The following is a 24,542-nucleotide window of genomic DNA, read 5'->3' as shown; positions in this document are numbered from 1 at the left end:
CCTAGTGCAGGGCGAGCGCCACCGCGACGCCGAGGCCGAACGCGACGACCACGCCGCGCAGGACCTTGGCCGACATCAGCCGGGCCAGCCGGGTGCCGAGGAAGCCACCCGCCAGGCTGGCCGGCGCGATCACCGCCACCGCCTGCCACTGCACGGCCCCGAACAGCGAGAACGCCACCACGGACACCGTGCTGATGACCAGCGACAACATGGCGCGCACGGCGTTGACCCGATGCAGGCTGTCGTGCAGGAACATGCCGAGCACGGTCAGCAGCACCACGCCCATGCCGCCGTTGAAGTAGGCGCCGTAACAGCCGCCGAGGAAGACCCCGGCGTACACGAGCCGGCTCGGCGCCTCGCCCTCCTCACCCCCGAACAGCTTGCGCAGCCAGGGCTGGGCCAGCAGCGCCAGGCTGGCGAAGGCCACCAGCCACGGCACCAGCGACTCGAAGAACCGGCTCGGCGTCAGCAGCAGCAACGCGCTGCCCGCGCAGGCGCCCAGCACCGCCGTGACCGACAGCGTCGTCGCCCGGCGCCGCTGGCCGCGCAGCTCGGCCCGGTAGCCGAGCACGCCGCCGAGATAGCCGGGCCACAGCGCCACCGCGTTCGTCACGGAGGCGGTCAGGCTCGGATAGCCCAATGCCAGCAGGGCCGGGAAGGAGATGAGCGTGCCGCCGCCGGCCAGGGCGTTCACCACCCCGGCCAGCAGACCGGCCCCGACCAGGAAGAGCAGGTCGGCGGGGCTCATCGGCCGGCGGCGTAGCCCTGAGCGCCACGCGGGTTGGCGGCGGCCTTGAGGAAGTCGCCGTCACGGGCCACCGCGCTCAGCCTGCCGAGCGACCAGGGTCCCTGCTCCTCGACCTCATGCCCGCGCCGCCGCAGCTCGGCCAGCACGCCCGCCTCCACGCGGTTCTCGGCGTGCAGGACGCCGGGCCGGGAGCCGCGCGGGAAGAACGAGCTGGGGAAGTGCTCGGAGTGGAACATGGGGGCGTCCACGGCCTCCTGGAGGTTCAGCTTGCCGTGGACGACGGAGAGGAAGAAGTTCAGGCTCCACTGGTCCTGCTGGTCGCCGCCCGGGGTGCCGAACGCCAGCCACGGCCGGCCCTCCCTGAGCGCGAACGACGGCGACAGCGTGGTGCGCGGGCGCGTCCCCGGCCGCAGGGAGGCGGGCAGCCCGTCCTGCAGCCAGAACATCTGCGCCCGGGTGCCGAGGCAGAAGCCCAGCTCGGGGATGGTGGGCGAGCTCTGCAGCCAGCCACCGCTGGGGGTGGCCGAGACCATGTTGCCGAAGCGGTCCACGACGTCCACATGGCAGGTGTCGCCCTTCACCGCGCCGTTGCGGGCCACGGTGGGCTCGCCGACGCCCTGCGGCGAGCGGGCTCCCGAGACGCCGGGGGCGTTGCTCGCCGTGCCGGGCTTCGGGAAGTCGGGCAGCCTGGGCGCCCGGCCGCCGGGGGCTCCGGGGCGCAGCTCCAGGCTGGCCCCGGCGCCGATCAGCCGGCGCCGCTCCGCGTTGTACGCCTCGCTGAGCAGGTCGGACATGGGCACATCGGTGTCGCCGTACCAGGCCTCCCGGTCGGCGAAGGCCAGCTTGGCGGCCTCCGCCACCGTGTGCACGTAGTCGGCGCTCAGGTAACCCATCGCGTCCAGGTCGAACCCGGACAGCAGGGCGAGCTGCTGCAGGAACACCGGTCCCTGGCCCCACGCGCCCGTCTTGCACACGGTGTGCCCGTGGTAGTCGTAGGTCAGCGGCTCCTCGACCGTGGCCGACCAGCCGGCCAGGTCGTCGCCGGTCAGCAGGCCGCCGTGCACCTCGCCCGAGCTGTCGCGCCAGGCCGTCTTGGCGCTGAAGTCCGCCACCGCCTCCGCGACGAAGCCCTCGTACCAGGCCTTGCGGGCGGCGTTGAGCTGGCCTTCACGCGTGCTCGACGCCGCGGTGGCCTCCGCGACCAGCCGCCGGTAGGTGGCGGCCAGCACCGGGTTGGCCAGCTTCGACCCGGGCGCGGGAACGTTCCCGCCGGGCAGCCACGTCGCCGCCGACGTGGGCCAGTCATCGTTGAACAATCCTTCGACCGACTCGATCGTGGCCGCGATCCGGTCCAGCACCGGCACGCCGTGCTCGGCGTAGTGGATCGCCGGCGCCAGCACGTCGGCCAGCGACCAGGTGCCCCAGCGCTCCAGCATGAGCATCCACCCGCCGAACGCCCCCGGCACGGTCGCCGCCAGCAGCCCGGTGCCGGGCACGACGTCCAGGCCGAGCTCGGTGTAGCGCTCGATGGTGGCCGCCGCGGGGGCCACGCCCTGACCGCACACCACCGACACCTTCTGGTCGGCCTCGCTCCACAACAGGATCGGCACCTCGCCGCCGGGGCCGTTCAGGTGCGGCTCGGCGATCTGCAGCACGAACCCGGCGGCCACCGCCGCGTCGAAAGCGTTGCCGCCGCGTTCGAGTACGCCCATGCCGGTGGCCGAGGCCAGCCAGTGCGTGCTGGCGACCATGCCGAAGTCGCCGGTCAGCTCGGGCCTGGTGGTGAACAAACTGTCTCCTTCGATCAATGTGCGGCCGCGTCGGGGACGCGGTCCGCCGTTACCAGGTGGCAGGCCGCCGGATGGGCGCCGCCACGCGGATCGTGCAAGAGGGGCTCGTCGGTACGGCAGGCGTCGTACGCCAGCGGGCACCGCGTGTGGAACCGGCACCCGGCGGGCGGATCGACCGGGCTCGGCACGTCGCCGCCGAGCACGATCCTGCGCCGCTCGCGCTGCCTGACCGGATCGGCCACCGGCGCCGCCGACAGCAGGGCCTGCGTGTACGGATGCCGCGGCGCGGCGAAGATCTCGGCCGTCGGGCCCGACTCCACGATCCGCCCGAGGTACATGACCGCGATCCGGTCGGCCAGGAACTCCACGACCGACAGGTCATGCGTGATGAACAGGCACGAGAACCCCATGTCGCGCTGCAGATCGGTGATCAGGTTGAGCACCGACGCCTGCACGGACACGTCGAGCGCCGACACCGGCTCGTCGGCCACGACCAGCTTGGGCTCCAGGATCAGCGCCCTGGCCAGCCCCACCCGCTGCCGCTGCCCGCCGGACAGCTCGTGCGGGTAGCGCTTGCCCATCTCCTGGCGCAGCCCGACCTTCTCCAGCATGCCCGCCACGCGCAGGGCCGTCTCGCGCCGGTCGTTCACCTTGTGCCGCAGGAGCGGCTCGCCGACGATCTGCGCGATCGTGAAGCGCGGGTTGAGCGAGGAGTAGGGATCCTGGAAGACCATGTGGACGTCCCTGCGCAGCGGGCGCATGGCCCGCCGCGACAGGTGGGTGATGTCGCGGCCGCCGAGCTCGATGGCCCCGGCCGTGGGCTCGGTCAGGCGCAGCACGCACTTGCCGACGGTGGACTTGCCGCTGCCCGACTCGCCGACCAGGCCGAGCACCTCGCCCTGGCCGATCTCCAGCGACAGGCCGTCCACGGCGCGTACCGGGCCGTAGTGCTTGACCAGGTTGTCGATCCGCAGGATCACTGGGTGCCTCCCGGGTGGTAGCAGGCGGCCAGATGGCCGGGCGCCTGCCGTTCGAGCTGGGGCCGCCGGCTGCGGCAGTCGTCCTGGGCGTACGGGCAGCGGGCCTGGAAGGCGCACTCGTCCGGGTCCGACATCGGTGAGGGCACCATGCCGGGGATCTCGGCCAGGCGGCCGTTCACGGCCGCGGAGGGCAGGGCCTTCATCAGGCCCAGCGTGTACGGATGGCGCGGCGCGGCGAACAGCTCGCTCACCGTGGCCTGCTCGACGGCGCGGCCGGCGTACATGACCACGGCCCGGTCGGCGATGTCGGCCACCACGCCCAGGTCGTGCGTGATCAGGATGACCGCGGTGCCGAGCCGGTCGCGCAGGTCACGGAACACGTCCAGCACGCCCGCCTGGATCGTCACGTCGAGCGCCGTGGTGGGCTCGTCGGCGATCAGCACCCGGGGCGAGCAGGCCACCGCGATCGCGATCATCACGCGCTGGCGCATGCCGCCGGAGAGCTGGTGCGGGTACTCCTTCATCCTGCGTTGCGGCGCCGGGATGCCGACCAGCTCCAGCAGCTCCACGGCCCGCCGGCCGGCCGCCTGGCGGGAGAGGCGCTCGTGCCTGCGCAGCACCTCGGCGATCTGGTATCCGACGGTGAACGACGGGTTCAGTGACGTCATCGGCTCCTGGAAGACGACGGAGACGTCCTTGCCGCGTACGCGCCGCATGTCGGATTCGGGCAGCGTGGTCAGCTCGCGGCCGTCCAGCGTGATCGAGCCGGTCAGCCGGGTCGTCTCGGCCGGCAGCAGCCGCGGCACCGACATCGCGGTGACCGACTTGCCGCAGCCCGATTCGCCGCACAGCGCCAGGATCTCGCCCTCGTCCAGCGTGAGCGAGATGTCCCTGACCGCCTGCACGAGGCCGTCCTCGGTGTCGAAGCCGACGGTCAGGTCGGTGATCTCCAGCAGGCTCATCGGCTGCTCCTCGGGTCGAGAACGTCGCGCAGGCCGTCACCGAGCAGGTTGAAGCCGAGCGTGGCCAGCGCGATCATCAGTCCCGGCCAGATGGCCAGCCAGGGCGCGTCGCTCAGGTACTGCTGCGCGGTCGTCAGCATCACGCCCCACGACGGGGTCGGCGGCTGCACGCCCAGGCCCAGGAACGACAGCGTGGACTCGCCGATGATGGCCGCCGGGATCGCGACCGTGGCCTGCACGATGAGCGGGCTGAGGCAGTTCGGCAGCACGTACCGGAAGATGATGTGACCGTCGCCCGCGCCGTCGGCGATGGCCGCGGCCACGTAGTCCATCTCCCTGACCGCCAGGACCTCGCCCCGGGTGATCCGGATGATGGCGGGGAGCTGCGAGAAGCCCAGCGCCAGCACCACGCCCTTCAGCGAGGGCCCGATGATCGCCGCCAGGCCGACCGCGAACACCAGGAACGGGAAGGCCAGCGTCACGTCCACCAGGCGCATCACGATCGGGTCCAGCCAGCGCCGGTAGAACCCGGCGACCAGCCCGATCGGGATGCCGATGACCATCGCCAGCAGCGTGGACAGCACGCCCGCCTGGAGCGAGACCTGCGCGCCGTGCGCGATCCTGGCGAGGGCGTCCCTGCCCAGGTCGTCGGTGCCCATCGGATGCGCGCCCGACGGGGGCGCGAGCGTGGCCATGTAGTCCTGCGCAGCCGGATCGCCCGTCACGAGCGGCCCGACCAGCGCCAGCAGCACGAACGCGACCACCAGCACCAGCCCGGCCATCGGCATCGGCCGCCGCTTGAAGCGCCGCCACAGTCTGGTGCGCCGCATCACCTCAGTCATGGCCGCCTCCAGAAAGCCGGATCCGCGGGTTCAGGAAGGCGTAGGCGATGTCGACCAGCAGGTTGACCAGCACGTATCCGAGGACCGTGACGAGCACGACCGCCTGGATGACGGGGTAGTTCCTGGTCAGGACCGCGTCCACGGTGAGCTTGCCGAAGCCGGGGATGACGAAGATCTGCTCGGTCACCACGGCGCCGCTGATGAGGGCGCCGAGCTGGAGGCCGAGCACCGTGACCACCGTCGTCAGGCTGTTGCGCAGCGCGTGCGCGCCCACGACCTTGATCTCGGACAGGCCCTTGGACCTGGCGGTCCTGACGTAGTCGGCGGACAGCGCGCCCAGCATGGCCGAGCGGGTCTGCCGCATCAGGATCGCCGCGAAGCCCGTGCCGAGCACGAGGGCCGGCAGGATCATCCGCTGGAGGTTCTGGGCGGGATCCTCGGTGAAGGGGACGTACCCGGAGGCGGGCAGCACCTGCCAGGTGACCGCGAACAGCAGGATGCCCAGCAGGCCCAGCCAGAAGTGCGGCACCGACAGCCCGGCCAGGCCGAAGCCGGTGGCCACGTAGTCGGCGAGCTTTCCGCGCCGGACGGCCGCCACGATGCCCGCGCCCACGCCGACGACGATCGCGACCAGCATGGCCAGCGCCGACAGCTCCAGCGTCACCGGGAGCCGTTCGGCGAGGATCTGGGCCACGGGGATCTGGTCCTGCGTCGAGCGGCCGAAGTTCCCGGTGAGGGTCTGGCCGACGTAGTCCACGTACTGCGCGGGCAGCGGCTTGTCGAGACCGAACTCCTTCCTGATCGCCTCGATCGCGGCGGGCGACGCCTCCTGGCCCGCCATGACCGTGGCCGGGTCACCCGGCAGCGCCCTGATGCCCAGGAAGATCAGGACGCTGGACAGGAACAGCACCAGGACGGCTGACCCGCAGCGCCGGAGGATGAACCACAGCATTACGCGGCGAACCCGGCGGTGATGAAGCGCGGCAGGCCGTCCTGGAAGTACTGGACACCGGCGACGGTCTTGTGCGCGCCCAGGTAGTACTTGTTGTGGTACAGGTACACGACGCCCCGGAGCTCGGCGGCCTTCTTCATGGCGCTCCCGTACAGCTCGGCGCGCTTGGCCGGGTCCGTCTCGGCGGCGGCCTGCTTGATCGGGTCGTCGATGCCGGGGTCGGACATGCCCGCGTAGTTGTTGCTGCCCTGGGTGGTGACCAGGTTCGTCAGGTTGCCGTCCGGGTCCACCCGGCCCGACCAGCCGCTCAGCAGCACGTCGAACTTGCCGGCCTTGCCCTGCTCCAGGACGCTGACGAACTCGGCCGTCTGCACGGTCACGTTGAAGCCGGCCTCCTTGGTCATCGACTGGATGACCTGCGCCAGGCGCTGGTTGACGGCGTCGTTCGGGGTGGCCATCGTGACCGCGATCGGCGTCTGCACGCCGGAGGCCTGGACGAGCTGCTTGGCCTTGGCGAGGTCACGCTTGGCGCACGTCAGGTCCTTCGGCCGGTACGGGCTGTCCAGCGCGACCGGGAAGCAGTCGACCTCGTGCAGGCCGTTGTACACGGTCTTGTTGATCGCGTCACGGTCGAGCGCCAGCTCGAACGCCTCACGGAGCTCCGGGCTCTTGCCCAGCGCCGTGTCCACGGCGCCCGGCTTCTCGGTGGAGCCGCTGGCGTTGCCGATGTTGATCTGGAACCCGTAGTAGCCGAGACCGCCACCGGCCACGACGGTGAGGTTCGGGTCGGACTGCACGCCCTTGACCGTGTTGGTGGCGAGCTGGTCGGCCACCTGCACGTCGCCGGACTTCAGGTTGGCGGCCCGCACGTTGGGGTCGACGATGATTTTGTATACAAGCTTGTCGAGCTTGACCTTGGCCGCGTCGTAGTAGTCGGCCGCCTTCTCCAGCGTGATCTGGCTGCCGGACGTACGGCTGCCGAACTTGAACGGCCCGACGCACACCGGGCTCGCGCCGAAGTTGTCGCCCTCGGAGTCGAGGGCCTTCGGCGACATGATCATTCCGGCCCGGTCGGCGAGCTGCGCGGTCAGCGGCGTGAACGGCTGCGTCAGCGTCAGCTTCACCGTCGTCGGGTCGGCCACCGTGACCTTGGACACCACCGCCAGGTCGGCCTGACGTGCGGACTTCTCCCAGGTGCGGTGCCGGTCCAGCGACTTCTTGACCGCCTCGGCGTCGAACGCCGTGCCGTCGTTGAACTTGACGCCCTCGCGGAGCTTGATCGTCACTTCCTTGCCGTCGCCGGACAGCTCGGGAAGGGCCGTCGCGAGCTGCGGGACCAGGGTGGAGGAGTCATCGATGTCGTAGAGCTTCTCGCACATGTTCGCGAACACCTCGCGGCCCACGAGCGTGGTCGAGATGCTCGGGTCCAGCGCGTCGGGGTCGGCGTTGAGCGCGATGTTGAGCGTGCCACCGGCCTTGACCGGCCGGTTGTCGGCCGAGGCGCTGGCTATGGAACTAGGTGCCGCGGGCGTGTTGCTCGTACCGCCACCACCGCAAGCCGCCAGGGCGAGGGGGAGAGTGACGAGCGCCGCGACGAACCTGGGGGACGGTCGCATGAGGCCTCCGTTTAAATGTTTAGGAGACTGTATACAAGATAAGACATTTCAGTGGTGTTTCGTAACTGTATGTCGTTACCTGAGTGTTTCCTAATCGTTTGGGTGCTTTGTCCTACGGGTCGCCGTCAGGAACGACCGGCGGGCCGCCGCCACGTGCGCGACGGCTCTGGCCTGGGCTTCGTCCTCGTCGCCCGCCGCGATGGCCTCGCACAGGCTCAGGTGCTCCTGCCAGGAGTGCGGCCCGCGTACGGCCGCCGTCTGGCTGAAGATCCACTGCGCCCGCTGGAGCATCGGCTTCATCATCAGCGCGAGGTAGGAGTTGCCCGCGGCCTCGCCCACGGCCAGGTGGAAGGCCGTGTTGAGGTCGGCCACCTCCTCCAGCCGCCCGGCGTCCACGGCCTCCTTGGCCTGGTCGAGCAGCCGGCGCAGCCGCTCGGCCGCGTCGGGGGAGCGCTTGCGCGCGGCCAGCCGGGCCGCCAGCCCTTCGATGGCCATGCGCACGTCGAAGAGCTCTTCGCCCTCCTCGGCGGACAGGAGGGCCACGGTCGCGCCGAGGCGGGGGACCACCTGGATGAACCCCTCGGCGGCGAGCACCCTGATGGACTCGCGGACGGGGTTGCGCGAGACGCCGAGCGAGGCGGCCAGCCGGTCCTCGACCAGCCGCTCGCCCTGGGCCAGCTCGCCGGAGAGTATGCGGCGGCGCAGCTCTTTGGTGACCTCGTCGCGCAAGGTCCGGTGGGCCGCGCCCAGCGTCAGATCAGTCATATGGGGACTTATCGTATACAGGATGCCCGGAACTCAGGATTCCGGAGCTTGTGACGGCCACGGGCAGCGGTGTCCGCACGCTGCCCGCGGCCGGGTTCTTGATCTCCTCGGTGTCAGTCCTCGTAGGCGCAGATCGCGTAGACCACGAGGTTCCAGTACCTGGTGTCGGACACCACTTCCGCCGCCTTGGCCTGGACCTCTTCGCCGGTCGGGACCAGATAGTCGAGGGTGATGTCGGTGATCGGGATGGACCCGAGGTTGTCCTCGACGGCGAACCCGGTCCCCAGGACCACCTGCCTGTCACCGAGCGCGCCGCAGGACACGTCGAGCTCCCTGCTGGGCGCGGTGGGCGCCGGGCTGTGCACGGTGGAGTCGCTGTAGATCCACAGCCCCGGTGGCGCGTCTTCCGCGCAGATCGCGAACATCTCGAGCGTCCAGGACGGCGCCGCCGCCGAGGAGATCCACGACGCGTGGCCGGAAACCGAGTTGAGCTGCGGCTTGATGTAGTCGACGACGGCGTTGCCGCCCGCCCCGTCCATGCGGTAGCCGTTGCCGAGCAGGAACTCGCCGTCGTCACAGGTGACGGTCAGCGGGAGCAGGCCGTTGCGCGGCGCGGTCCTGCTGACGATCCTGGTCGACTCGTCCGGGTCGCCGCAGACGGCCCACACTTTGATCATCCAGAGGGACGAGGTGCCCGCTCCGATCTCGATCCCGAACGCGCTGACCTCGTACGTCGTCGGCACCACCTCGTCGATGACGACGTCACCGCTCGGGCCGATGATCTCAGCCCCCGTGCCGAGCACGCGCGTGCCCGTGGGGCAGGTCACGTCCACGCCCTTGTTGCCGGAGGTGTTGCCGCTCGTGTCGAAGACGACGTCGTAGTCGGGGATGTTGGCGGATGAGGCACTGGCCGGCACCGTCACGATGACGGCGGACAGTGCGAGAACCAGCGAGATGACGGTGACCCAGGTGCGTCTTTTCGCGATAGGCAAGTGAGCCTTCTCTGAGTAGCGGGCGCGTGGGGGCCTCCCCGATCCGCGGGGAGCACGGTTCCCTGTGCTTGCAGAGTGGACTCGCCGCCTCGCATGATCCGCGCACAATTGCCGGCCGGCCCGGTGCCCTTCGGCATTGCGCGGTCATGGTGGACTATGCAGCCTGGTGCTGGGCGGCGCGCTCCTTAGCCCGTTGTCTGGCTCGGTAGGGGATCCACAGACCGACGCCCGAGCAGGACCATCAGCGCGACCACCGGCCGGCGCAGCCCGGGCGGCGATCGTCCGCTGCGCCTTGGGCATGTCGGGCAGCTTGAACGCCGTGCCGCCGCCTTCTGGCCGCCGTCCCGTACGCATCATGTGCAGCAGCTCGGGCCCCCGGGTGGTCAGGCGCGCAGCCGCAGGCCGCGTGGCGTCGGATGGAACCCGGCCGCCTCCAGCGCCGCCGCCAGCGGGGAGTCGACGATGGACGCCCCGTCGGCCCGCTCCACGGTCAGCTTCCCGAGCGCGCCGTCCCGCACCGCAAGGGCGAGCGCGTCCACGGCCGGCTGCAGCCGTTCGTCGTCGGTGAACGACAGCAGCGTCTTGCCTCCGCGCTCGACGTACAGGACCAGATGACCCTCGACGAGCACGACCAGCGACCCCGCCTTCCGTCCAGGCTTATGCCCGACGTCGCCGGGGTGCTGCGGCCAGGAGAGCGCGGCGCCGTACGGGCTGGCCGGATCGGCGGCGGCCAGCACCACGGCCCGCCGTTCGGGCCGGCTCGCCCGCCCGAAGGTCCCCGCACCCGCCCTGTACCCGCCGGGGCCACTCGAAAGGACCTCGGGGGGCGCGGCCGGAGCGATGCCCGGCGACATGGCGCGCATCCGATCCACCGCGCCGGGCAGCGCGAACTGCGCCCCGCCGAGCCCTTCGACGAAGTAGCCCCGGCGACACCGCCCGCTCTCCTCGTACGCCCGCAAGACCTGATAAATGGGAGTAAATCCACCGGGCAACCGCTCAGCGGTCACCGAGCCCCTGGTCACCACGCCGTGCCGTTCGAGCAGGACCTCGGACTGGGCATGCGCCCGCTGGGTCGCGTCGTCGCCGGGCGAGGGCAGCAACCACCACCGGCCAGCCACGGTGGGCGGCCCGCTCCGGCTGGGCAGCACCGCCCGGCGCCGCCGCGTGGTGGCGGGCCGATGCGCGGGACGCCCCGTGCCGAGCGTCGCCCGCAGCGGCGCGAGCGTGTCGCCCGACACCCGCCCCGCCCACACCAGGTCCCACAGCGCGGAGACCAGCGTCGCGTCGTCCAGCGAATTGAGCTGGTCGGAGATCCCGCGGAAGAACAGCGCGCCGCCCCCGCCCAGCAGCTCCAGCACGCGTTCGTGCACGGGCGTCATCGTGATCTCGGCGGGCTCGGGCAGCAGCAGCGGCGCGGTGTCGGCGAAGTAGAGGGACACCCAGCCGTCGCCACCCGGCAGGGAGCCCTGCCCGGCCCACATCACCTCGCCCGACGAGGTCAGCTCGTCGAGCAGCGCGGGATGGTAGCCGGGCACCCGCGAAGGCAGCACCAGGGTCTCGAGTGCGGAGGCGGGCACGGCGGCGCCCTGGAGCTGTTCGAGGGAGCGGACGAGTGCGTCCATCGCCCGCGCCGCCCCCACCCCCCGAGCACCCAGTCCGTCCGCCGAACCCCGACCACCCGGGCCATCTCCTGCCCCGCGACCGCCTGGGCCGTCTCCCGCTGCCGCCGCCGAGCCAGTCCCGGTGATGCCGTGCCACGCGGGCAGGAACAACGCCAGCGTCTCCGGCGCGACCGGCTCGACCTCCTTCCGCAGCCGGGCCAGCGACCTGCGGCGCAGCATCCGCAGCACCCCGGCGTCGCACCACTCCGCACCCCGCCCGCCCGGCCGGAACTCCCCGCTGACCACCCGGCCGCTCCCCGCCAGCCGGCGCAGCGCATCGGTCACCACGGCCACGCCGAGCCCGAACCTGATGGCCGCCGTGCTCGCATGGAACGGCCCCCGCGTGCGGGCATGCCGCGCCACGAGGTCGGCCAGGGGATCGGCCACCGGTTCGAGGAACGCGTGCGGCACCCCGACCGGCGGCGGCACGCCCAGCGCGTCACGCATCCTGGCCGCGTCCTCGATCGCCGCCCACTGCTCCTCGCCCGCGATGCGGACCTTGATCGCCCGCCGAGCGCGTTCGAGCTCCTCCAGCCAGGCCGGGTCGCCGCCCCGCACGCTCACGTCGGGCGCCAGCAGCGGGCCGTGCGAGCGCAGCAGGTCGGCGAGGTCCTCCAGATCACGCAGCGGCCGGTCGAGCCTGGCCAGCTCGCGCTCGGCGTCGGAGATGACGTCGGGGTCGAGCAGCTCGCGCAGGTCGGCCTGGCCCAGCAGCTCGGCCAGCAGCGAGGTGTCCAGCGCCAGGGCCTGCGCCCGGCGTTCGGCCAGCGGCGCGTCGCCTTCGTACATGAACGCGCCCACATAGTGGAACAGCAGCGACGCCGCGAACGGCGAGGCCTGCGACGTCTCCACCTCCACCACCCGCACCCTGCGCGCGGCGATGTCGCGCATGAGCTGCACGAGCCCCGGCACGTCGAAGACGTCCTGCAGGCACTCGCGCATCGTCTCCAGCACGATCGGGAACGAGGCGTACTGCGAGGCCACCCCCAGCAGGTGGGCGGCCCGCTGCCGCTGCTGCCACAGCGGGGTGCGCCGGCCGGGCACGCGGCGTGGCAGCAGCAGCGCCCGCCCCGCGCACTCCCTGAACCGGGAGGCGAACATGGCGGAGCCGCCCAGCTCCTCGGTGACGATCTGCTCGATCTCCTCGGCGTCGAACGCCGCCACGTCGGTCGGCGGCTCGGCCAGGGTGTCCGGGATCCGCAGCACGATGCCGTCGTCGGAATGCACAGCCTGTACGTCGATGCCGTAGCGCTCGCGCAACCGCCGGTTGATCGCCAGCGCCCACGGAGCGTGCACCCGCGCGCCGTAGGGGGAGTGGATGACCACCCGCCAGTCGCCCAGCTCGTCGTGGAAGCGCTCGACCAGCAGCGTACGGTCGTCGGGGACGTAGCCGGTGGCCTCGCGCTGCTCGTCGAGGTAGGCCAGCAGGTTGGCCGCGGCGTATTCGTCCAGCCCCGCCGCCCGCATCCGCTCCGTCGAGCCCTGCTTGGCCTGCTCGCGCAGGAACTCCCCGATCGCCCTGCCCAGCTCGGCCGGGCGGCCCGCCGCGTCGCCGTGCCAGAACGGCAGCTTGCCCGGCTGGCCGGGAGCGGGGGAGACCAGGACCCGATCGGTCGTGATGTCCTCGATCCGCCAGGATGTCGCGCCCAGCACGAAGACGTCGCCCACCCGCGACTCGTAGACCATCTCCTCGTCCAGCTCGCCCACCCTGGAGGCGCGCTCGCCCACCAGGAACACGCCGAACAGACCGCGATCCGGGATGGTGCCGCCGTTGGTGACCGCCAGCCGCTGCGCGCCCGGACGCCCCTGGAGCGTGCCGGTGACCCGGTCCCACACGATGCGCGGCCGCAGCTCGGCGAACTCCTCGCTCGGATAGCGCCCGGCCAGCATGTCGAGCGTCGCCTCCAGCGCGGTCCTCGGCAGCGTGGCGTAGGGGGCGGCCCGCTTGACCACGGACTCCAGCTCGTCGACCGTCCACTCCTCCAGCGCGGTCATCGCCACGATCTGCTGGGCCAGCACGTCGAGCGGATTACGCGGATAGCGCAGCTCCTCGATCTGGCCGCTCTTCATCCGCTCGGCCACCACAGCCGTCTGCACCAGATCGCCCCGGTATTTGGGGAAGATCACGCCCCTGGACACCGCGCCGACCTGGTGACCGGCGCGGCCGATGCGCTGCAGCCCGCTGGCCACGCTCGGCGGCGCCTCCACGCACGCGACCAGATCGACCGCGCCCATGTCGATGCCCAGCTCCAGGCTGGAGGTGGCGACCACGGCGGGCAGCCGGCCGGACTTGAGCGCCTCCTCGATCTGCGCCCGCTCCTCCTTGGAGACCGAGCCGTGGTGGGCGCGCACGATCTCGGTGACCACGCCCTTGCTCGCCCCGGCCTGCGCCATCATGTCAGCAGGCATCCGCCGAACCGGCACCCGCTGAGACGGCCCCTGTCCGGACGGCCCCTGTCCAGACAGCTCCTGCTCGGACTGCCCTCGCCCGGACGGCTCCTGCCCGGACGACCCCGGCCCGGACGGCTCTTCGCCGGACATGGGCTGGGTCGGCTCCGTCTCCCAGATCGAGAGATCGACCGCCTCCACCCCCTGCGACCGGTCGTAGGCGAGCTCGTTGAGCCGGGTGCAGAGCCGCTCGGCCAGCCTCCTGGAGTTGGCGAAGACGATTGTGGAGCTGTGGGCCTCGATCAGATCGAACAGCCGCTCCTCGACATGCGGCCAGATCGACCTGTTGCCCGGCTCGGGGGCGAACTCCTCGCCCTCCCCCTGAGACGGCGACCGCCCCTCCATCTCCGTCATGTCCTCCACGGGCACGACGACCTCGACCTCGATCTGCTTCTCCGACGGCGGCTGCACCACGGTCGCTGGCCGGGTGCCCCCCAGGAACGCCGCCACCTCGCTCACCGGCCGCACGGTCGCCGACAGCCCGATCCGCTGCGCCGGCTTGTCGAGCAGCGCGTCGAGCCGCTCCAGGCTGAGCGCCAGATGGGCGCCGCGCTTGGTGGCCGCGACCGCGTGCACCTCGTCCACGATCACCGTCTCGACGTCGCGCAACGCCTCCCTGGCCTGGCTGGTGAGCAGCAGGAACAGCGACTCGGGCGTAGTGATCAGGATGTCGGACGGCTTGGCCGCGAACCGCCTGCGGTCCTCGGCGGGGGTGTCGCCGGAGCGGATCGCCACCGAGATCTCCGGCACTGCCAGCCCGAGCCGCCGCGCCGTCTGCTTGAGCCCGGCCAGCGGCGCGCGCAGGTTGCGCTCGACGTCGACGGCCAGCGCCTTGAGCGGCGACACGTAGAGAACCCTGGTCCCCTTACGCTCGCCCTGCTCAGCCTTCGAGACCCCCTTGGACGAGCCCGGCCCAGCCTTCGAGGCCCCCTTGCGCGAGCCCGCCCCAGCCGCTGAAGCCATCTTGCGCGAGCCCGGCCCGGCCACTGAAGCCCCCTTGGGCGAGCCGGCCCCGCCCTCGGCCGCCTGCGGCGTACCTCCGGCAGGCACGGGTCGGCCCACACCGGGTACGGGCCGGCTCTCGGACGTGCGTCCGCCCGGCTCCGCCGCCAGCCTGTCGAGCGACCACAGGAACGCCGCCAGCGTCTTGCCGGACCCGGTAGGCGCGACGACCAGGGTGTTGTCGCCACGCGCAATCGACTCCCACGCCCCCTCCTGGGCGGCGGTGGGAGATTGGAAGGCTCCGGTGAACCATTGCCTGGTCACCTGGCTGAAGTGGTCTAGCGAGCTCACCAGCACATACTGCCTCGCGCCACCGACAGAAAACGCATTGGCGCTGCGCTGCGTGATTGAGCCCGGGCTCAGGCGGACATACAGCGACCGTGACCATTGACCATGCGGCCATAGAAGCCCGCCGTGCGGAGATCAGGCAGCGTTACGTGTTACCGCACCGTCCATCCAGCAGCGCGCGCGGCCTGCATCACATGGCCCTGCTCTCGTCGGATGTGGAGCGGACCATCGCGTTCTACCAGGAGCTCCTGGAGTTCCCGTTGACGGAGATCATCGAAAACCGCGACTACAAGGGCTCGAACCACTTCTTCTTCGACATCGGCAACGGCAACCTGCTCGCGTTCTTCGACTTTCCCGGGCTGGACCTGGAGCCGTACCAGGAAGTGCTGGGCGGGCTCCACCACGTCGCGATCTCCGTTGATCCCGCGACCTGGGAACGGCTGCGTGGAAAGCTGGAGATGGCCGGCGTGCCGCACCAGATAGAGAGCGGCGCCTCCATTTACTTCAAGGACCCCGACGGCGCCAGGCTGGAGCTGCTCGCCGACCATCTAGGTGAGATGTACGGCTCGCACGTGCTGTGACCGCACGTCGCGATCACATCAGTACGTCCTGCGTCTATGCGATTGCGCGGTCCGGCCGGGTGGCGCGGCCGCGCGTCGCGATCGCGTGCTGTGCCCGTACGCCGCGAGCGCGTTCGTACCTGGGTGGTCGCAGCCTCAGCGCCGCGACGCCCTCCGCGTACGCGGCTTGCCCGCACGCGGCTCCTGCCTGATGCCGACATGCCGTTCGGATCTATCCGCCTTCTCCTTCTGTACGGTGATGCGCATCGCGAGCACTAACCGGCGGCGCTTGGCTCTGTTGGCCTTGCTTTTGGCGGTCTTCGGCGGTGAAGACTTGGGGGTCTTTGGCATGGGGATGTCTTACCCACGCCCAAGGCGATTCCATACTTGAGTTCATGCGTCTGACCGAGTTCTGGAGAAGGATGAAGGCTCATTTCGGCGAGACCTACGCCGAGTCATGGGCCCGCGACTACGTGCTCGCCCCGCTCGGCGGGCGTACGGTCGTGCAGGCGCTGGCCGAAGGAGAGAGCGCCAAGAGCGTCTGGCGCGCGGTCTGCCAGGTCGAGAACGTCTCGTCGAAGCTGCGCTGACCCCGGGTTCCGCTATCTGCTGACTAGCCTCCGCGCTGCGGCTCCTGCGCCTGGTCCAGCGTCTCGCGCAGCGCGGAGGCCGTATGCTCCAGGTCGTTCACGCTGCCCTGCCCGCCGGGGGACCACAGGAACAGCCACCCACGGTTCGACGGGGTCGCGAAGATGATCGTCTGGCGGCCGGTACGCGGGTGCCACACCCACAACACCGGATCGTCCCCGCCGAGCATGCGGCTCACCAGGCCCTGATTGGGCAAGAGCTCTGCGAGCGCCTCCAGATGGGTGCGCCGTTCCCCGGTGTAGCCGCTCGACACGTCGCCGCCTCCAACCCTCGCCCCTGCCAGTGAGTCTCCCCAGCTCACCCCGCATGACAACACGACGCCGCCAACCCTCCTGACGTTTACTCGGAGCGACGCCGTGATCGCGATTCCGTACGCCTCCCGCCCCGCTTTTCCCGCCGCTCCAGCCCCCGGTCCCCAGCCCTCCCACCTCCGGCTCCTTGAGGCTCGCGAGCCCTCTGACCTCGGGTTTCCTGAAATCCTGCCTCCCCGAGAACCCCTGAGCCCTGACCGCCCGAGGACCTTCCGCCCGGTTGGAGGCGAGGTTCTTGGCGAACCCGAAAGCACGACCTCCGAGGAACCTGGGCGAGAGGCCCTCCTGGCACCTGCCTCCAAGACCCTCAAGGACCCAAGCCCTCAGGCCCAAGGCGCCGGTCGAAAAGCCAGAGACACCCCTCGGGTCGCCCGTCACCCGGCCCGCCGGTCCCTGGGGCCGCTCCCTCCGGGGGCGACCGTCCGCAGCACCGGCCGTCCCGTGACACCAGCCCTCCCATGGCACCGGCCGACCCTGAAGTTGGACATCCCTTGAAAACTCCAGATCCTGCCTCCGGTTTCCTGAGCCGGCTGCCTCCGGTCGGCGATCCCCGGTGACCGATGTCAGGTTCAAGAGGCCGTACCCTGCTCGGATGCGGCGCATCCTTGTGGCCGGCATCACCGGGGCCGGCAAGTCGACGATGGCGCGGGCCTTGAGCACGCGCCTCGCAGTGCCGTACCACGAGATGGACGCCCTCCACTACACCGGTCCAGGCTGGACAGTGAACGGCGAGTTCGCCGCCCGGATCGCGGAGATCGCCTCCTCGCCGGCCTGGATCTTCGACTCGTACGGCTACCCCGAGGTACGCGACCTCCTGTGGGAACGCGCCGACACCGTGATCTGGCTCGACTACGGCAGGCGGGTCATCATGCCCCGAGTGCTACGGAGATCGCTGCGCAGAACCCTCACCCGCGAACGCATCTTCGGCGGCAACAGAGAGACCCTGGCGAACTGGTTCCGCCGGGACCACCCCGTGTGGTGGGCATGGTCACAGCACGGGACGCGCAGAGCGGACATCCACCAGCGCGCCCACGACCCGCGCTTCGCCCCACTACACGTGATCCGCTTCGCCGCCCCGCAAGAGGCCGAGAACTGGCTACGTACAGTCGACTCGAAGACGATCACGGACGTATGAGTCTTGCGCAGGAGTTGCGTCGCCAACGGCTGAGCCCGTAAAAGCCGGGCTGGCCGCAGGCGAGCGCGGCAAGAGTCGGATGCCGTCGGACGAGTCCGCAGAGCCGGATCACCGACAACCTCAGCCCAGAGTTGCCATCTTCCCGCAAACCCCCAGCCTCAGCCCACATCCCAGCCTCCACCCCGGCTCTCCACTCCAACTTGCGTTCCAGCCCTCCGCCTCAGCCCTCCGCCTCAGCCCTCCGCCTCGGCCGGGGGATCGCCCCTCGTCCCCGTCCCAGCCCATCCGTCGACGGTGACAGAGGACGGGACGAAGAACCGGACGGGACCGAGGGACGGGACCGAGGGACGGACTCGGGGACAGAGGACAGGGGCGTGGGGACGATTTTCGAAGGGGGCACCTGTAGCCGCGTGTTCCTGCTGTGATCGAACAGCCGTTCGGCTACGATGGACTTCGCCGGGCCACGACTTCCCCGACTCTCGCAGAAAATGTCGGTGGCAGGCCGTAGCTTTCACTCGACTGATCGGACCACAACCCTCCAGGGGGAGCTCCCATGGCTATCAACGACCGCGAGAAGGCCCTTGAGACCGCCCTCGCTCAGATCGAGCGGCAGTTCGGCAAGGGCTCTGTCATGCGACTGGGCGATGAAGCCCGGGCTCCCATCGAGGTGGTCCCCACGGGGTCGATCTCACTCGACATCGCGCTCGGCATCGGCGGCCTGCCGCGTGGCCGCATCGTCGAGATCTACGGCCCTGAGTCCTCGGGCAAGACCACGGTCGCCCTGCACGCGGTGGCCAACGCCCAGCGGGCCGGCGGCATCGCGTCGTTCATCGACGCCGAGCACGCCCTCGACCCCGAATACGCCAAGAAGCTGGGAGTGGACACCGACGCCCTGCTGGTGTCCCAGCCGGACACGGGTGAGCAGGCGCTGGAGATCGCCGACATGCTGATCAGGTCGGGCGCCGTCGACATCATCGTCATCGACTCGGTGGCCGCGCTGGTGCCCAAGGCCGAAATCGAGGGCGAGATGGGCGACAGCCACGTCGGCCTCCAGGCCCGCCTCATGTCCCAGGCGCTGCGCAAGATCGCCGGAGCCCTCAGCAACACCGGCACCACCGCCATCTTCATCAACCAGCTCCGCGAGAAGATCGGCGTCATGTTCGGCAGCCCTGAGACCACGACCGGTGGTAAGGCGCTCAAGTTCTACGCCTCGGTCCGCATGGACATCCGCCGCATCGAGACGCTCAAGGACGGCACCGAGGCGGTCGGCAACCGCACCAGGGTCAAGGTCGTCAAGAACAAGATGGCCCCGCCCTTCCGCGTCGCCGACTTCGACATCCTCTACGGCATCGGCATCTCCCGTGAGGGTGGCCTCATCGACATGGGCGTGGAGCACGGCTTCGTCCGCAAGTCCGGCGCCTGGTACACGTACGAGGGAGACCAACTCGGCCAGGGCAAGGAAAACGCGCGCACCTTCCTGCGCAACCACCCTGACATGTCCAACGAGATCGAAAAGAAGATCAAGGACAAGCTGGGCGTTGGCCCCCGTCTCGACGCCCCTGCCGAGGCCGAAGCCGCCGCCGCACCGGTCGCGGCTGCCGCCCCGTCGGGCCGCGCCTCGAAGTCCACCCCGAAGCCGGGTGACGTCTGATCGGTCGCCACACGAGTGAAACGGTCCGGCCACAGGCGCTCCACTCTCCGTACGGGGGCGCCTGGCCCGCCCGCTCGGCACCGAACAACCCCATCGTGGGTTCGTGACGTCACGCCACCTCACCACAGGACCACGCCGTGACCTCATCCCAGCACCCCGACGCCGCCTCTCCACAAGGCCACGGCATCACCCCGCCACAAGGCCACGACATCACCTCAGCACGAGGCCACGACGCCGCCTCATCGCGAGGTCATGACACTGCCACGTCACGCAGCCGTGACGTCACCTCATCCCGAGGTCGTGACATGGCCCGTTCCGCCGCGGATGGCTGGCCATCGGTCGACGAGTGGCGCGAACAGCGAGACCGCCTCCGCACCTCCCCATCCGCCGAACCAGACAGCCAGTCCGGCGGCGACACCCACTTCCCGTCCCCAAGCCCTGGCCCTGGCCAACCCACCAAGGCCGACCTCCCGCCCTCGGATCCCGCCGGTCCCAGAACAGCCGGCCCTCCGGCGGGCGGCACCGTCGACGGCCAACCCAGCGAGACCGATTCCCCGCCGTCGGGCGCCGCTGCGTCCGAAGCAGCCGGTCTTCCACTGGGGCGCACCACCGACGGTCAACTCAGGGAGACCGGCTTGCACCCCTCGGATCCCGACGGGTCCGAAGCAACTGATCGTCCGGCGAGGGGTGCCGCTGACGGTCAACCCAGGGAGACCGGCTTCCGGTCTTCAGGCCCCGACGGGTCCGAAGCAACTGGTCGTCCGGCGAGGGATGCCGCTGACGGTCAACCCAGCGGGGCCGGTTGGGTGGGCGGTTCCTCCGAGGTGTTCTTCGACTTCCCGTCGAAGGGCACTGCTGGCGGTCAACCTGGTGAGGCTGGCCCTCCGTCCTCGGGGGGTGGGCAACCTCGCGAGAGGGTGGCGCCCGATGCCCAAGGGGCCAACGAGTGGCATTCCGAAGTGTTGGCGGGGAGCAGTTGGTTCTCGCCTGAGCAGGCGGACGGTGGTGAGACCGGAAAGAGCGATAAGAAACGATCGAGTAAGGGTCGCCGATCCGGCAGCCGCTCCAACAGGAGGTCTGGGAAGAGGGCTCAGGGTCAGGGCTGGCCGTCTGACGATCCTGACGCGGAGAGCCAGGTTAGCGCCGGACCGCCGAAGGATCCGGAGTCGGCGGCTCGAGCCATTTGCCTCCGCCTCCTCACCATGGCACCCAAGACGCGTGCCCAGCTCGCCGAAGCTCTTCGCAAGCGAGAAATTCCCGACGAAGCCGCCGAAGCTGTCCTCGGGCGTTTTTCCGAGCTCGGCCTGATCAACGACGAGGCGTTCGCTGCGGCCTGGGTCGATTCCAGGCATCACGGTCGTGGCCTGGCCAAGCGCGCGCTGGCGGCTGAGCTGCGCCATCGCGGTGTGGACACTGAGACGGTCAATGAAGCCGTGGAGCGGTTGGACTCCGACCAGGAGGCTGAGACGGCCCGGCGGCTGGTGGACCGCAAACTCGCCGCTACTCGATCTCTCGACCCGCAGACCCGCACCCGCCGCCTGGCTGGGATGCTCGCCCGTAAGGGATATTCCTCCGGCTTGGCCTTCCGCGTCATCCGGGAGGCCCTTGAAGAGGAAGGCATTGATCTGGAGGAGGATTTTTCCTGACTACCCGCCTCTTACGACATCGTCCGCCCCTCGGCCCGGGTCTCTCAGCCCGGGTCTCTCGGCCCGGTCGGTCTCAGTCGGGTCCCCTCCGTTCGGGTTCCTCGGTCCGGTTCCTCGGTCCGGTTGCTCGGTCCGGTTGCTCGGGCAGGTTGCTCGGTCCAGCGGCTCAGTCCGGGCTGCTCGCTTCGGCTCATCGGTCCGGGCTGCTCCGTTCGGGCCGCTCGGTCGGCTGCTCGGTCCGGGCATCTCTGATCCGGGTTGCCTTCGCCGGGCTCAGTTCATGGCGATGAGCTCCGCCGGCAGTTGGTCGCCTGTGACTTTGGCCCGGATCATGGCCGTGAACAGGGCGGGCTTCTCGCCGTTCCACCCGTGGCCTACACCGGGTGCCAGGCGCGCTTCGGCGTTGGGGAACGCGGCGGCGATGTCGGTCAGCGAACGCTTCGTGAGGTCGTGCTCGTTCTCGCCGGCCACCGCCAGGACCGGGCAGAGGGAATCCTTGGCCTGGGACGGCAGCCGAAAGCTGAGAGCCTCGTCAGTGACCCGGCGGAACGCCTGCCGCGTGGTGGCCCGCGCGGCGCGCTGGTAGCCGTCGATGTCCTCTTCGGGGACGTTGAGCGCACGAGCGTTGGCTCGCAGCACTGGCCCCCACTTCATCACTGGCGCGATCAGTGCGCCCATGAGCCGCATTCGGCCCGGGTTGGGGAACGGTTGTACGTTCACGCCGCTCACGATTGCGCTGAGCACCACGTCCGGAGCGGTCGCGGCCAGGTGCGCTCCCACGTAGCCCCCTAAGGAGAGCCCGACGACGTGAGCTTTGCCGCCCGGTGCGCGTGTGGCGATCACCTCGGCCAGCAGGCGGGCGGTGTCGGCGATCGAGATCCATGGACGCGTGTTGCTCTGCCCGTGACCTGGCAGGTCGGGGATCAGGACGCGCATCTCGTCGGCAAGCGCGGAGACCTGTTTGGTCCACATCCAGCCGCTGGTGCCTGCGGCGTGCAGTAACACCACTACCGGTGAGCCTTCGGGGCCTGCCTCTTCGAGATAGATCGCCATGGGCGTCATGCTGGCACAGCCCCGCTGGATGTGCGGGCCTTGATCGTTCCCTTACGTGTAGTAGAGGGCGGTGTCATTCGCGGCAGGCTGTCGGGGTCGCGTGAGTCTCCGGTCTCCGGTCGACCGAGCTTCTATGCCTTGGAGGCGAGTTCTCCCCTTTTGAGCGGATCGAGCGGATCGAGCGGATCGAGCGGATCGAGCGGATCGAGCGGATCGAGCGGATCGAGCGGATCGAGCGGATCGAGCGGGTTCTACGCCTTAGGGCTCTGCCGGTCCGCTGGTCTGCCGGTCTGCCGGGTCTGCTGGGCTGGGCTCTGCTGGGCTGGGCTCGTCGTGTTTTGTGGCCCACGTTCGTATCGCCATGATCCGTCGGTGCATGAGCGTGGTGGTCCGGCAAGTCTCGTCTGTCGCAGGGCATGCTGGCGTCCCGTCGCCTCAGCACATGGGGGTGCGGGAGTGTCTCGGGGGCCGGGAGCGGGGGTTCGCAGCGGAGCGGGGGCCTAGGCGGTGGAAGAGTGGGGCAATTCGGGCGGTAAGGGTGTATGTGGGGCTGGATGTGGAGATGCCAGCCTGTAAGACACGCTTGATGACGCGTTTGCTTGCTCGTGACTTGTTCCACGCATAACCTCGACGGCAGTGAGGAGTTACTCCGCGCAGCGCGGATTGCCATACCGGTGAACGACGGACGAACGAGCTCGGTTGATCGAGGCGGGCGAGGTGTCGGCTACAGCAGTCGACGCCCGGTCAGTCTTGGCTTGATATCGATACTGGTGATGACGCCGACCGGGCCTTCTGTGGCGCGCTTGTGACCCCTCCAGTTTTGAGTCCGCGTTATGGGGTTTTGCCGACGCGAGGAGGGCGGGGCGCACATGGGGCCGCTTGTCGTGGTGCTGATGGTAGCGGTGCTCGTGCTCGCGTTCGGGATGATCGTCGCCCTGCTCGTCGTCATACGCCGCACCTCGAACAACCTGCCCCGGATGGCCAAGCCGAGCCCTGAGCAGGTGGAGGCCGTACACGAGGAGCTGGAGCTGGCACGGCAGGAGGCGCGCGAGATCCGGACGAAGGCGGAGATCGATGCCGAGGAGATCCTGCGCAGGTCGGAGAGCGCCGCCGAGAGCGCCACGCAGCTGCGGCGCGAGGTCGAGGAGGAGAGCCGGATACTCAAGTCCGAGCTCAAGGAGCTGCGCACCGACCTCGAACGGAGAGAGGCCCGGCTGGCCGAGCGGGAGCAGCGGCTGGACGAAGAGGCCAGGCGGCAGTCCGAGCGGGACAGGAAGCTGGGCGAGACCGAGGTCGAGCTGGCCGATCGCCGCGCGGAGCTGCTGCAGGTCGAGCAGGAGCGCAAGGTCATCCTCGAACGGGTCTCCGGGCTGACCGGTGATCAGGCCAAGGCCGAGCTGGTCAAGGAGATCGAGAACCAGGCCAAGCGCGAGGCCGCGCTGATCATCAGAGAGATCGAGGGCGACGCTCGCAAGGAGGGCGAGAAGCGGGCCACCAAGATCGTGACGCTGGCCGTCCAGCGGCTGGCCGCGGAGCAGACGGCCGAGTCGGTCGTCAGTGTGCTGCACCTGCCGGGCGATGAGATGAAGGGCCGGATCATCGGGCGCGAAGGCCGCAACATCCGGGCGTTCGAGTCCACCACCGGTGTGAACCTGATCATCGATGACACCCCGGAAGCGGTGCTCCTGTCCTGTTTCGATCCGGTACGCCGGGAGACGGCCAGGCTGACGCTGGAAAAGCTCGTGCTCGACGGCCGCATCCACCCGCAGCGCATCGAGGAGGCGCACGACCGCAGCCGCCAGGAGGTGCAGGACCTGTGCGCCCGGGCCGGCGAGGACGCCCTGGTCGAGCTGGGGATCACCGACATGCACCCCGAGCTGACGCTGCTGCTCGGCCAGTTGCGCTACCGCACCTCCTACGGCCAGAACGTGCTCAAGCACCTCATCGAGTCCGCCCACATCGCCGGGATCATGGCCGCCGAGCTGAAGCTGAGCCAGCCGCTGCTCAAGCGCTGCGCCCTCCTCCACGACATCGGCAAGGCGCTCACGCACGAGGTCGAGGGCAGCCACGCGCTGATCGGGGCGGAGATCGCCCGCAGGTACGGCGAGCACGAGGACGTGGTCCACGCCATCGAGGCGCACCACAACGAGGTCGAGGTCCGTACCGTCGAAGCGGTGCTCACGCAGGCCGCCGACGCGGTCAGCGGCAGCCGGCCCGGCGCCCGCCGCGAGTCGCTGGAGGCGTACGTCAAGCGGCTGGAGCGCCTGGAGGAGATCGCGCAGTCGTACGAGGGCGTGGAGAAGGTCTTCGCCATGCAGGCGGGGCGGGAGATCCGCGTCATGGTCAAGCCGGACGCGATCGACGACATCCAGGCGCAGGTGATCGCCCGCGACGTGGCCAAGCAGGTGGAGGAGGAGCTGACCTATCCAGGCCAGATCCGGATCACCGTGGTCAGGGAGTCGCGGGCGACCGAGTTCGCACGCTAGCCCTGT

At 70.1% G+C, this 24,542-nt stretch carries 18 protein-coding genes; 6 read left to right on the top strand and 12 right to left on the bottom strand.

Annotated features, from left to right (window positions below):
* Nucleotide 1: 1 nt before the first annotated feature.
* The 10 genes from ABEA43_RS47085 to ABEA43_RS47040 form a co-directional block, all read right to left on the bottom strand.
* On the bottom strand, nt 2-748 hold the full coding sequence (locus ABEA43_RS47085; RefSeq protein WP_345572604.1) for a sulfite exporter TauE/SafE family protein: 747 nt from the start codon (nt 746-748) through the stop codon (nt 2-4).
* The gene (locus tag ABEA43_RS47080) at nt 745-2,499 is read right to left on the bottom strand and encodes a gamma-glutamyltransferase family protein (RefSeq protein WP_345572640.1); all 1,755 of its coding nucleotides are present in this window, start codon (nt 2,497-2,499) and stop codon (nt 745-747) included. Before ABEA43_RS47080 ends, ABEA43_RS47085 begins: the two co-directional genes overlap by 4 nt.
* Before the next feature lie 53 nt (nt 2,500-2,552).
* Nucleotides 2,553-3,518 carry an ABC transporter ATP-binding protein gene (locus ABEA43_RS47075; protein WP_345572603.1) on the bottom strand — a complete coding sequence of 322 codons (966 nt, stop codon included), beginning with the start codon at nt 3,516-3,518 and terminating at the stop codon, nt 2,553-2,555.
* A complete protein-coding gene (locus ABEA43_RS47070; protein WP_345572602.1) occupies nt 3,515-4,480 on the bottom strand; it encodes an ABC transporter ATP-binding protein in 966 nt (321 codons plus the stop codon). Before ABEA43_RS47070 ends, ABEA43_RS47075 begins: the two co-directional genes overlap by 4 nt.
* Complete coding sequence (locus ABEA43_RS47065; RefSeq protein ID WP_345572601.1) at nt 4,477-5,322, bottom strand: ABC transporter permease; 846 nt, start codon at nt 5,320-5,322, stop codon at nt 4,477-4,479. The genes ABEA43_RS47070 and ABEA43_RS47065 overlap by 4 nt, the downstream gene beginning before the upstream one ends.
* The gene (locus ABEA43_RS47060) at nt 5,315-6,274 is read right to left on the bottom strand and encodes an ABC transporter permease (protein ID WP_345572600.1); all 960 of its coding nucleotides are present in this window, start codon (nt 6,272-6,274) and stop codon (nt 5,315-5,317) included. The genes ABEA43_RS47065 and ABEA43_RS47060 overlap by 8 nt, the downstream gene beginning before the upstream one ends.
* Entirely contained in the window at nt 6,274-7,890 is a 1,617-nt protein-coding gene (locus tag ABEA43_RS47055) for an ABC transporter substrate-binding protein (protein ID WP_345572599.1), read from the bottom strand. The genes ABEA43_RS47060 and ABEA43_RS47055 overlap by 1 nt, the downstream gene beginning before the upstream one ends.
* Before the next feature lie 90 nt (nt 7,891-7,980).
* The gene (locus ABEA43_RS47050; protein WP_345572598.1) at nt 7,981-8,655 is read right to left on the bottom strand and encodes a GntR family transcriptional regulator; all 675 of its coding nucleotides are present in this window, start codon (nt 8,653-8,655) and stop codon (nt 7,981-7,983) included.
* Nucleotides 8,656-8,768: 113 nt separating this feature from the next.
* Nucleotides 8,769-9,647 (bottom strand): hypothetical protein, encoded by an 879-nt coding sequence (locus ABEA43_RS47045; RefSeq protein WP_345572597.1) that lies wholly within the window; start codon nt 9,645-9,647, stop codon nt 8,769-8,771.
* 383 nt (nt 9,648-10,030) lie between these two features.
* Nucleotides 10,031-15,055, bottom strand: a complete 5,025-nt coding sequence (locus ABEA43_RS47040) for an Lhr family helicase (protein WP_425570515.1) — start codon at nt 15,053-15,055, stop codon at nt 10,031-10,033.
* A gap of 83 nt (nt 15,056-15,138) precedes the next feature.
* On the opposite strand from ABEA43_RS47040, the gene ABEA43_RS47035 reads away from it, so the two are divergent.
* Together ABEA43_RS47035 and ABEA43_RS47030 are read left to right on the top strand one after the other, a co-directional pair.
* Nucleotides 15,139-15,627, top strand: coding sequence for a VOC family protein (locus ABEA43_RS47035; RefSeq protein ID WP_345572595.1), 489 nt, complete (start codon nt 15,139-15,141; stop codon nt 15,625-15,627).
* 374 nt (nt 15,628-16,001) lie between these two features.
* Nucleotides 16,002-16,196: a DUF3046 domain-containing protein gene (locus ABEA43_RS47030; protein WP_345572594.1), complete on the top strand. Its 195-nt coding sequence runs from the start codon at nt 16,002-16,004 to the stop codon at nt 16,194-16,196.
* Nucleotides 16,197-16,219: 23 nt separating this feature from the next.
* Here ABEA43_RS47030 and ABEA43_RS47025 read toward each other — a convergent pair whose 3' ends face one another.
* Nucleotides 16,220-16,507, bottom strand: coding sequence for a hypothetical protein (locus tag ABEA43_RS47025; RefSeq protein ID WP_345572593.1), 288 nt, complete (start codon nt 16,505-16,507; stop codon nt 16,220-16,222).
* Between the two features lie 650 nt (nt 16,508-17,157).
* On the opposite strand from ABEA43_RS47025, the gene ABEA43_RS47020 reads away from it, so the two are divergent.
* From ABEA43_RS47020 to recX, 3 genes are all read left to right on the top strand, one after another.
* Nucleotides 17,158-17,700, top strand: a complete 543-nt coding sequence (locus ABEA43_RS47020; RefSeq protein WP_345572592.1) for a P-loop NTPase family protein — start codon at nt 17,158-17,160, stop codon at nt 17,698-17,700.
* Nucleotides 17,701-18,253: 553 nt separating this feature from the next.
* The gene (gene recA / locus ABEA43_RS47015; protein WP_425570514.1) at nt 18,254-19,351 is read left to right on the top strand and encodes a recombinase RecA; all 1,098 of its coding nucleotides are present in this window, start codon (nt 18,254-18,256) and stop codon (nt 19,349-19,351) included.
* A gap of 959 nt (nt 19,352-20,310) precedes the next feature.
* Nucleotides 20,311-20,997: a recombination regulator RecX gene (gene recX, locus ABEA43_RS68335; RefSeq protein ID WP_425570521.1), complete on the top strand. Its 687-nt coding sequence runs from the start codon at nt 20,311-20,313 to the stop codon at nt 20,995-20,997.
* A gap of 273 nt (nt 20,998-21,270) precedes the next feature.
* Here recX and ABEA43_RS47005 read toward each other — a convergent pair whose 3' ends face one another.
* Nucleotides 21,271-22,050 (bottom strand): alpha/beta fold hydrolase, encoded by a 780-nt coding sequence (locus ABEA43_RS47005; RefSeq protein WP_345572590.1) that lies wholly within the window; start codon nt 22,048-22,050, stop codon nt 21,271-21,273.
* An 869-nt stretch (nt 22,051-22,919) separates the two neighbouring features.
* Here ABEA43_RS47005 and rny point away from each other — a divergent pair.
* The gene (gene rny / locus ABEA43_RS47000) at nt 22,920-24,536 is read left to right on the top strand and encodes a ribonuclease Y (protein WP_345572589.1); all 1,617 of its coding nucleotides are present in this window, start codon (nt 22,920-22,922) and stop codon (nt 24,534-24,536) included.
* The last annotated feature ends 6 nt before the right edge of the window (nt 24,537-24,542 follow it).

This window comes from Nonomuraea rosea (genome assembly GCF_039539705.1).
In the GTDB taxonomy this organism is placed as follows: domain Bacteria; phylum Actinomycetota; class Actinomycetes; order Streptosporangiales; family Streptosporangiaceae; genus Nonomuraea; species Nonomuraea rosea.
This window is presented reverse-complemented; position numbering and strand designations above follow the sequence as displayed.

Bases quoted from the DNA above. Each gene is read 5' to 3' on its own strand.
- ABEA43_RS47085 (WP_345572604.1), bottom strand. From the start codon at position 748: ATGAGCCCCGCCGACCTGCTCTTCCTGGTCGGGGCCGGTCTGCTGGCC.
- ABEA43_RS47080 (WP_345572640.1), bottom strand. From the start codon at position 2,499: ATGGTCGCCAGCACGCACTGGCTGGCCTCGGCCACCGGCATGGGCGTA.
- ABEA43_RS47070 (WP_345572602.1), bottom strand. From the start codon at position 4,480: ATGAGCCTGCTGGAGATCACCGACCTGACCGTCGGCTTCGACACCGAG.
- ABEA43_RS47065 (WP_345572601.1), bottom strand. From the start codon at position 5,322: ATGACTGAGGTGATGCGGCGCACCAGACTGTGGCGGCGCTTCAAGCGG.
- ABEA43_RS47060 (WP_345572600.1), bottom strand. From the start codon at position 6,274: ATGCTGTGGTTCATCCTCCGGCGCTGCGGGTCAGCCGTCCTGGTGCTG.
- ABEA43_RS47055 (WP_345572599.1), bottom strand. From the start codon at position 7,890: ATGCGACCGTCCCCCAGGTTCGTCGCGGCGCTCGTCACTCTCCCCCTC.
- ABEA43_RS47050 (WP_345572598.1), bottom strand. From the start codon at position 8,655: ATGACTGATCTGACGCTGGGCGCGGCCCACCGGACCTTGCGCGACGAG.
- ABEA43_RS47030 (WP_345572594.1), top strand. From the start codon at position 16,002: ATGCGTCTGACCGAGTTCTGGAGAAGGATGAAGGCTCATTTCGGCGAG.
- ABEA43_RS47020 (WP_345572592.1), top strand. From the start codon at position 17,158: ATGCGGCGCATCCTTGTGGCCGGCATCACCGGGGCCGGCAAGTCGACG.
- recA (WP_425570514.1), top strand. From the start codon at position 18,254: ATGGCTATCAACGACCGCGAGAAGGCCCTTGAGACCGCCCTCGCTCAG.
- ABEA43_RS47005 (WP_345572590.1), bottom strand. From the start codon at position 22,050: ATGGCGATCTATCTCGAAGAGGCAGGCCCCGAAGGCTCACCGGTAGTG.
- rny (WP_345572589.1), top strand. From the start codon at position 22,920: ATGGGGCCGCTTGTCGTGGTGCTGATGGTAGCGGTGCTCGTGCTCGCG.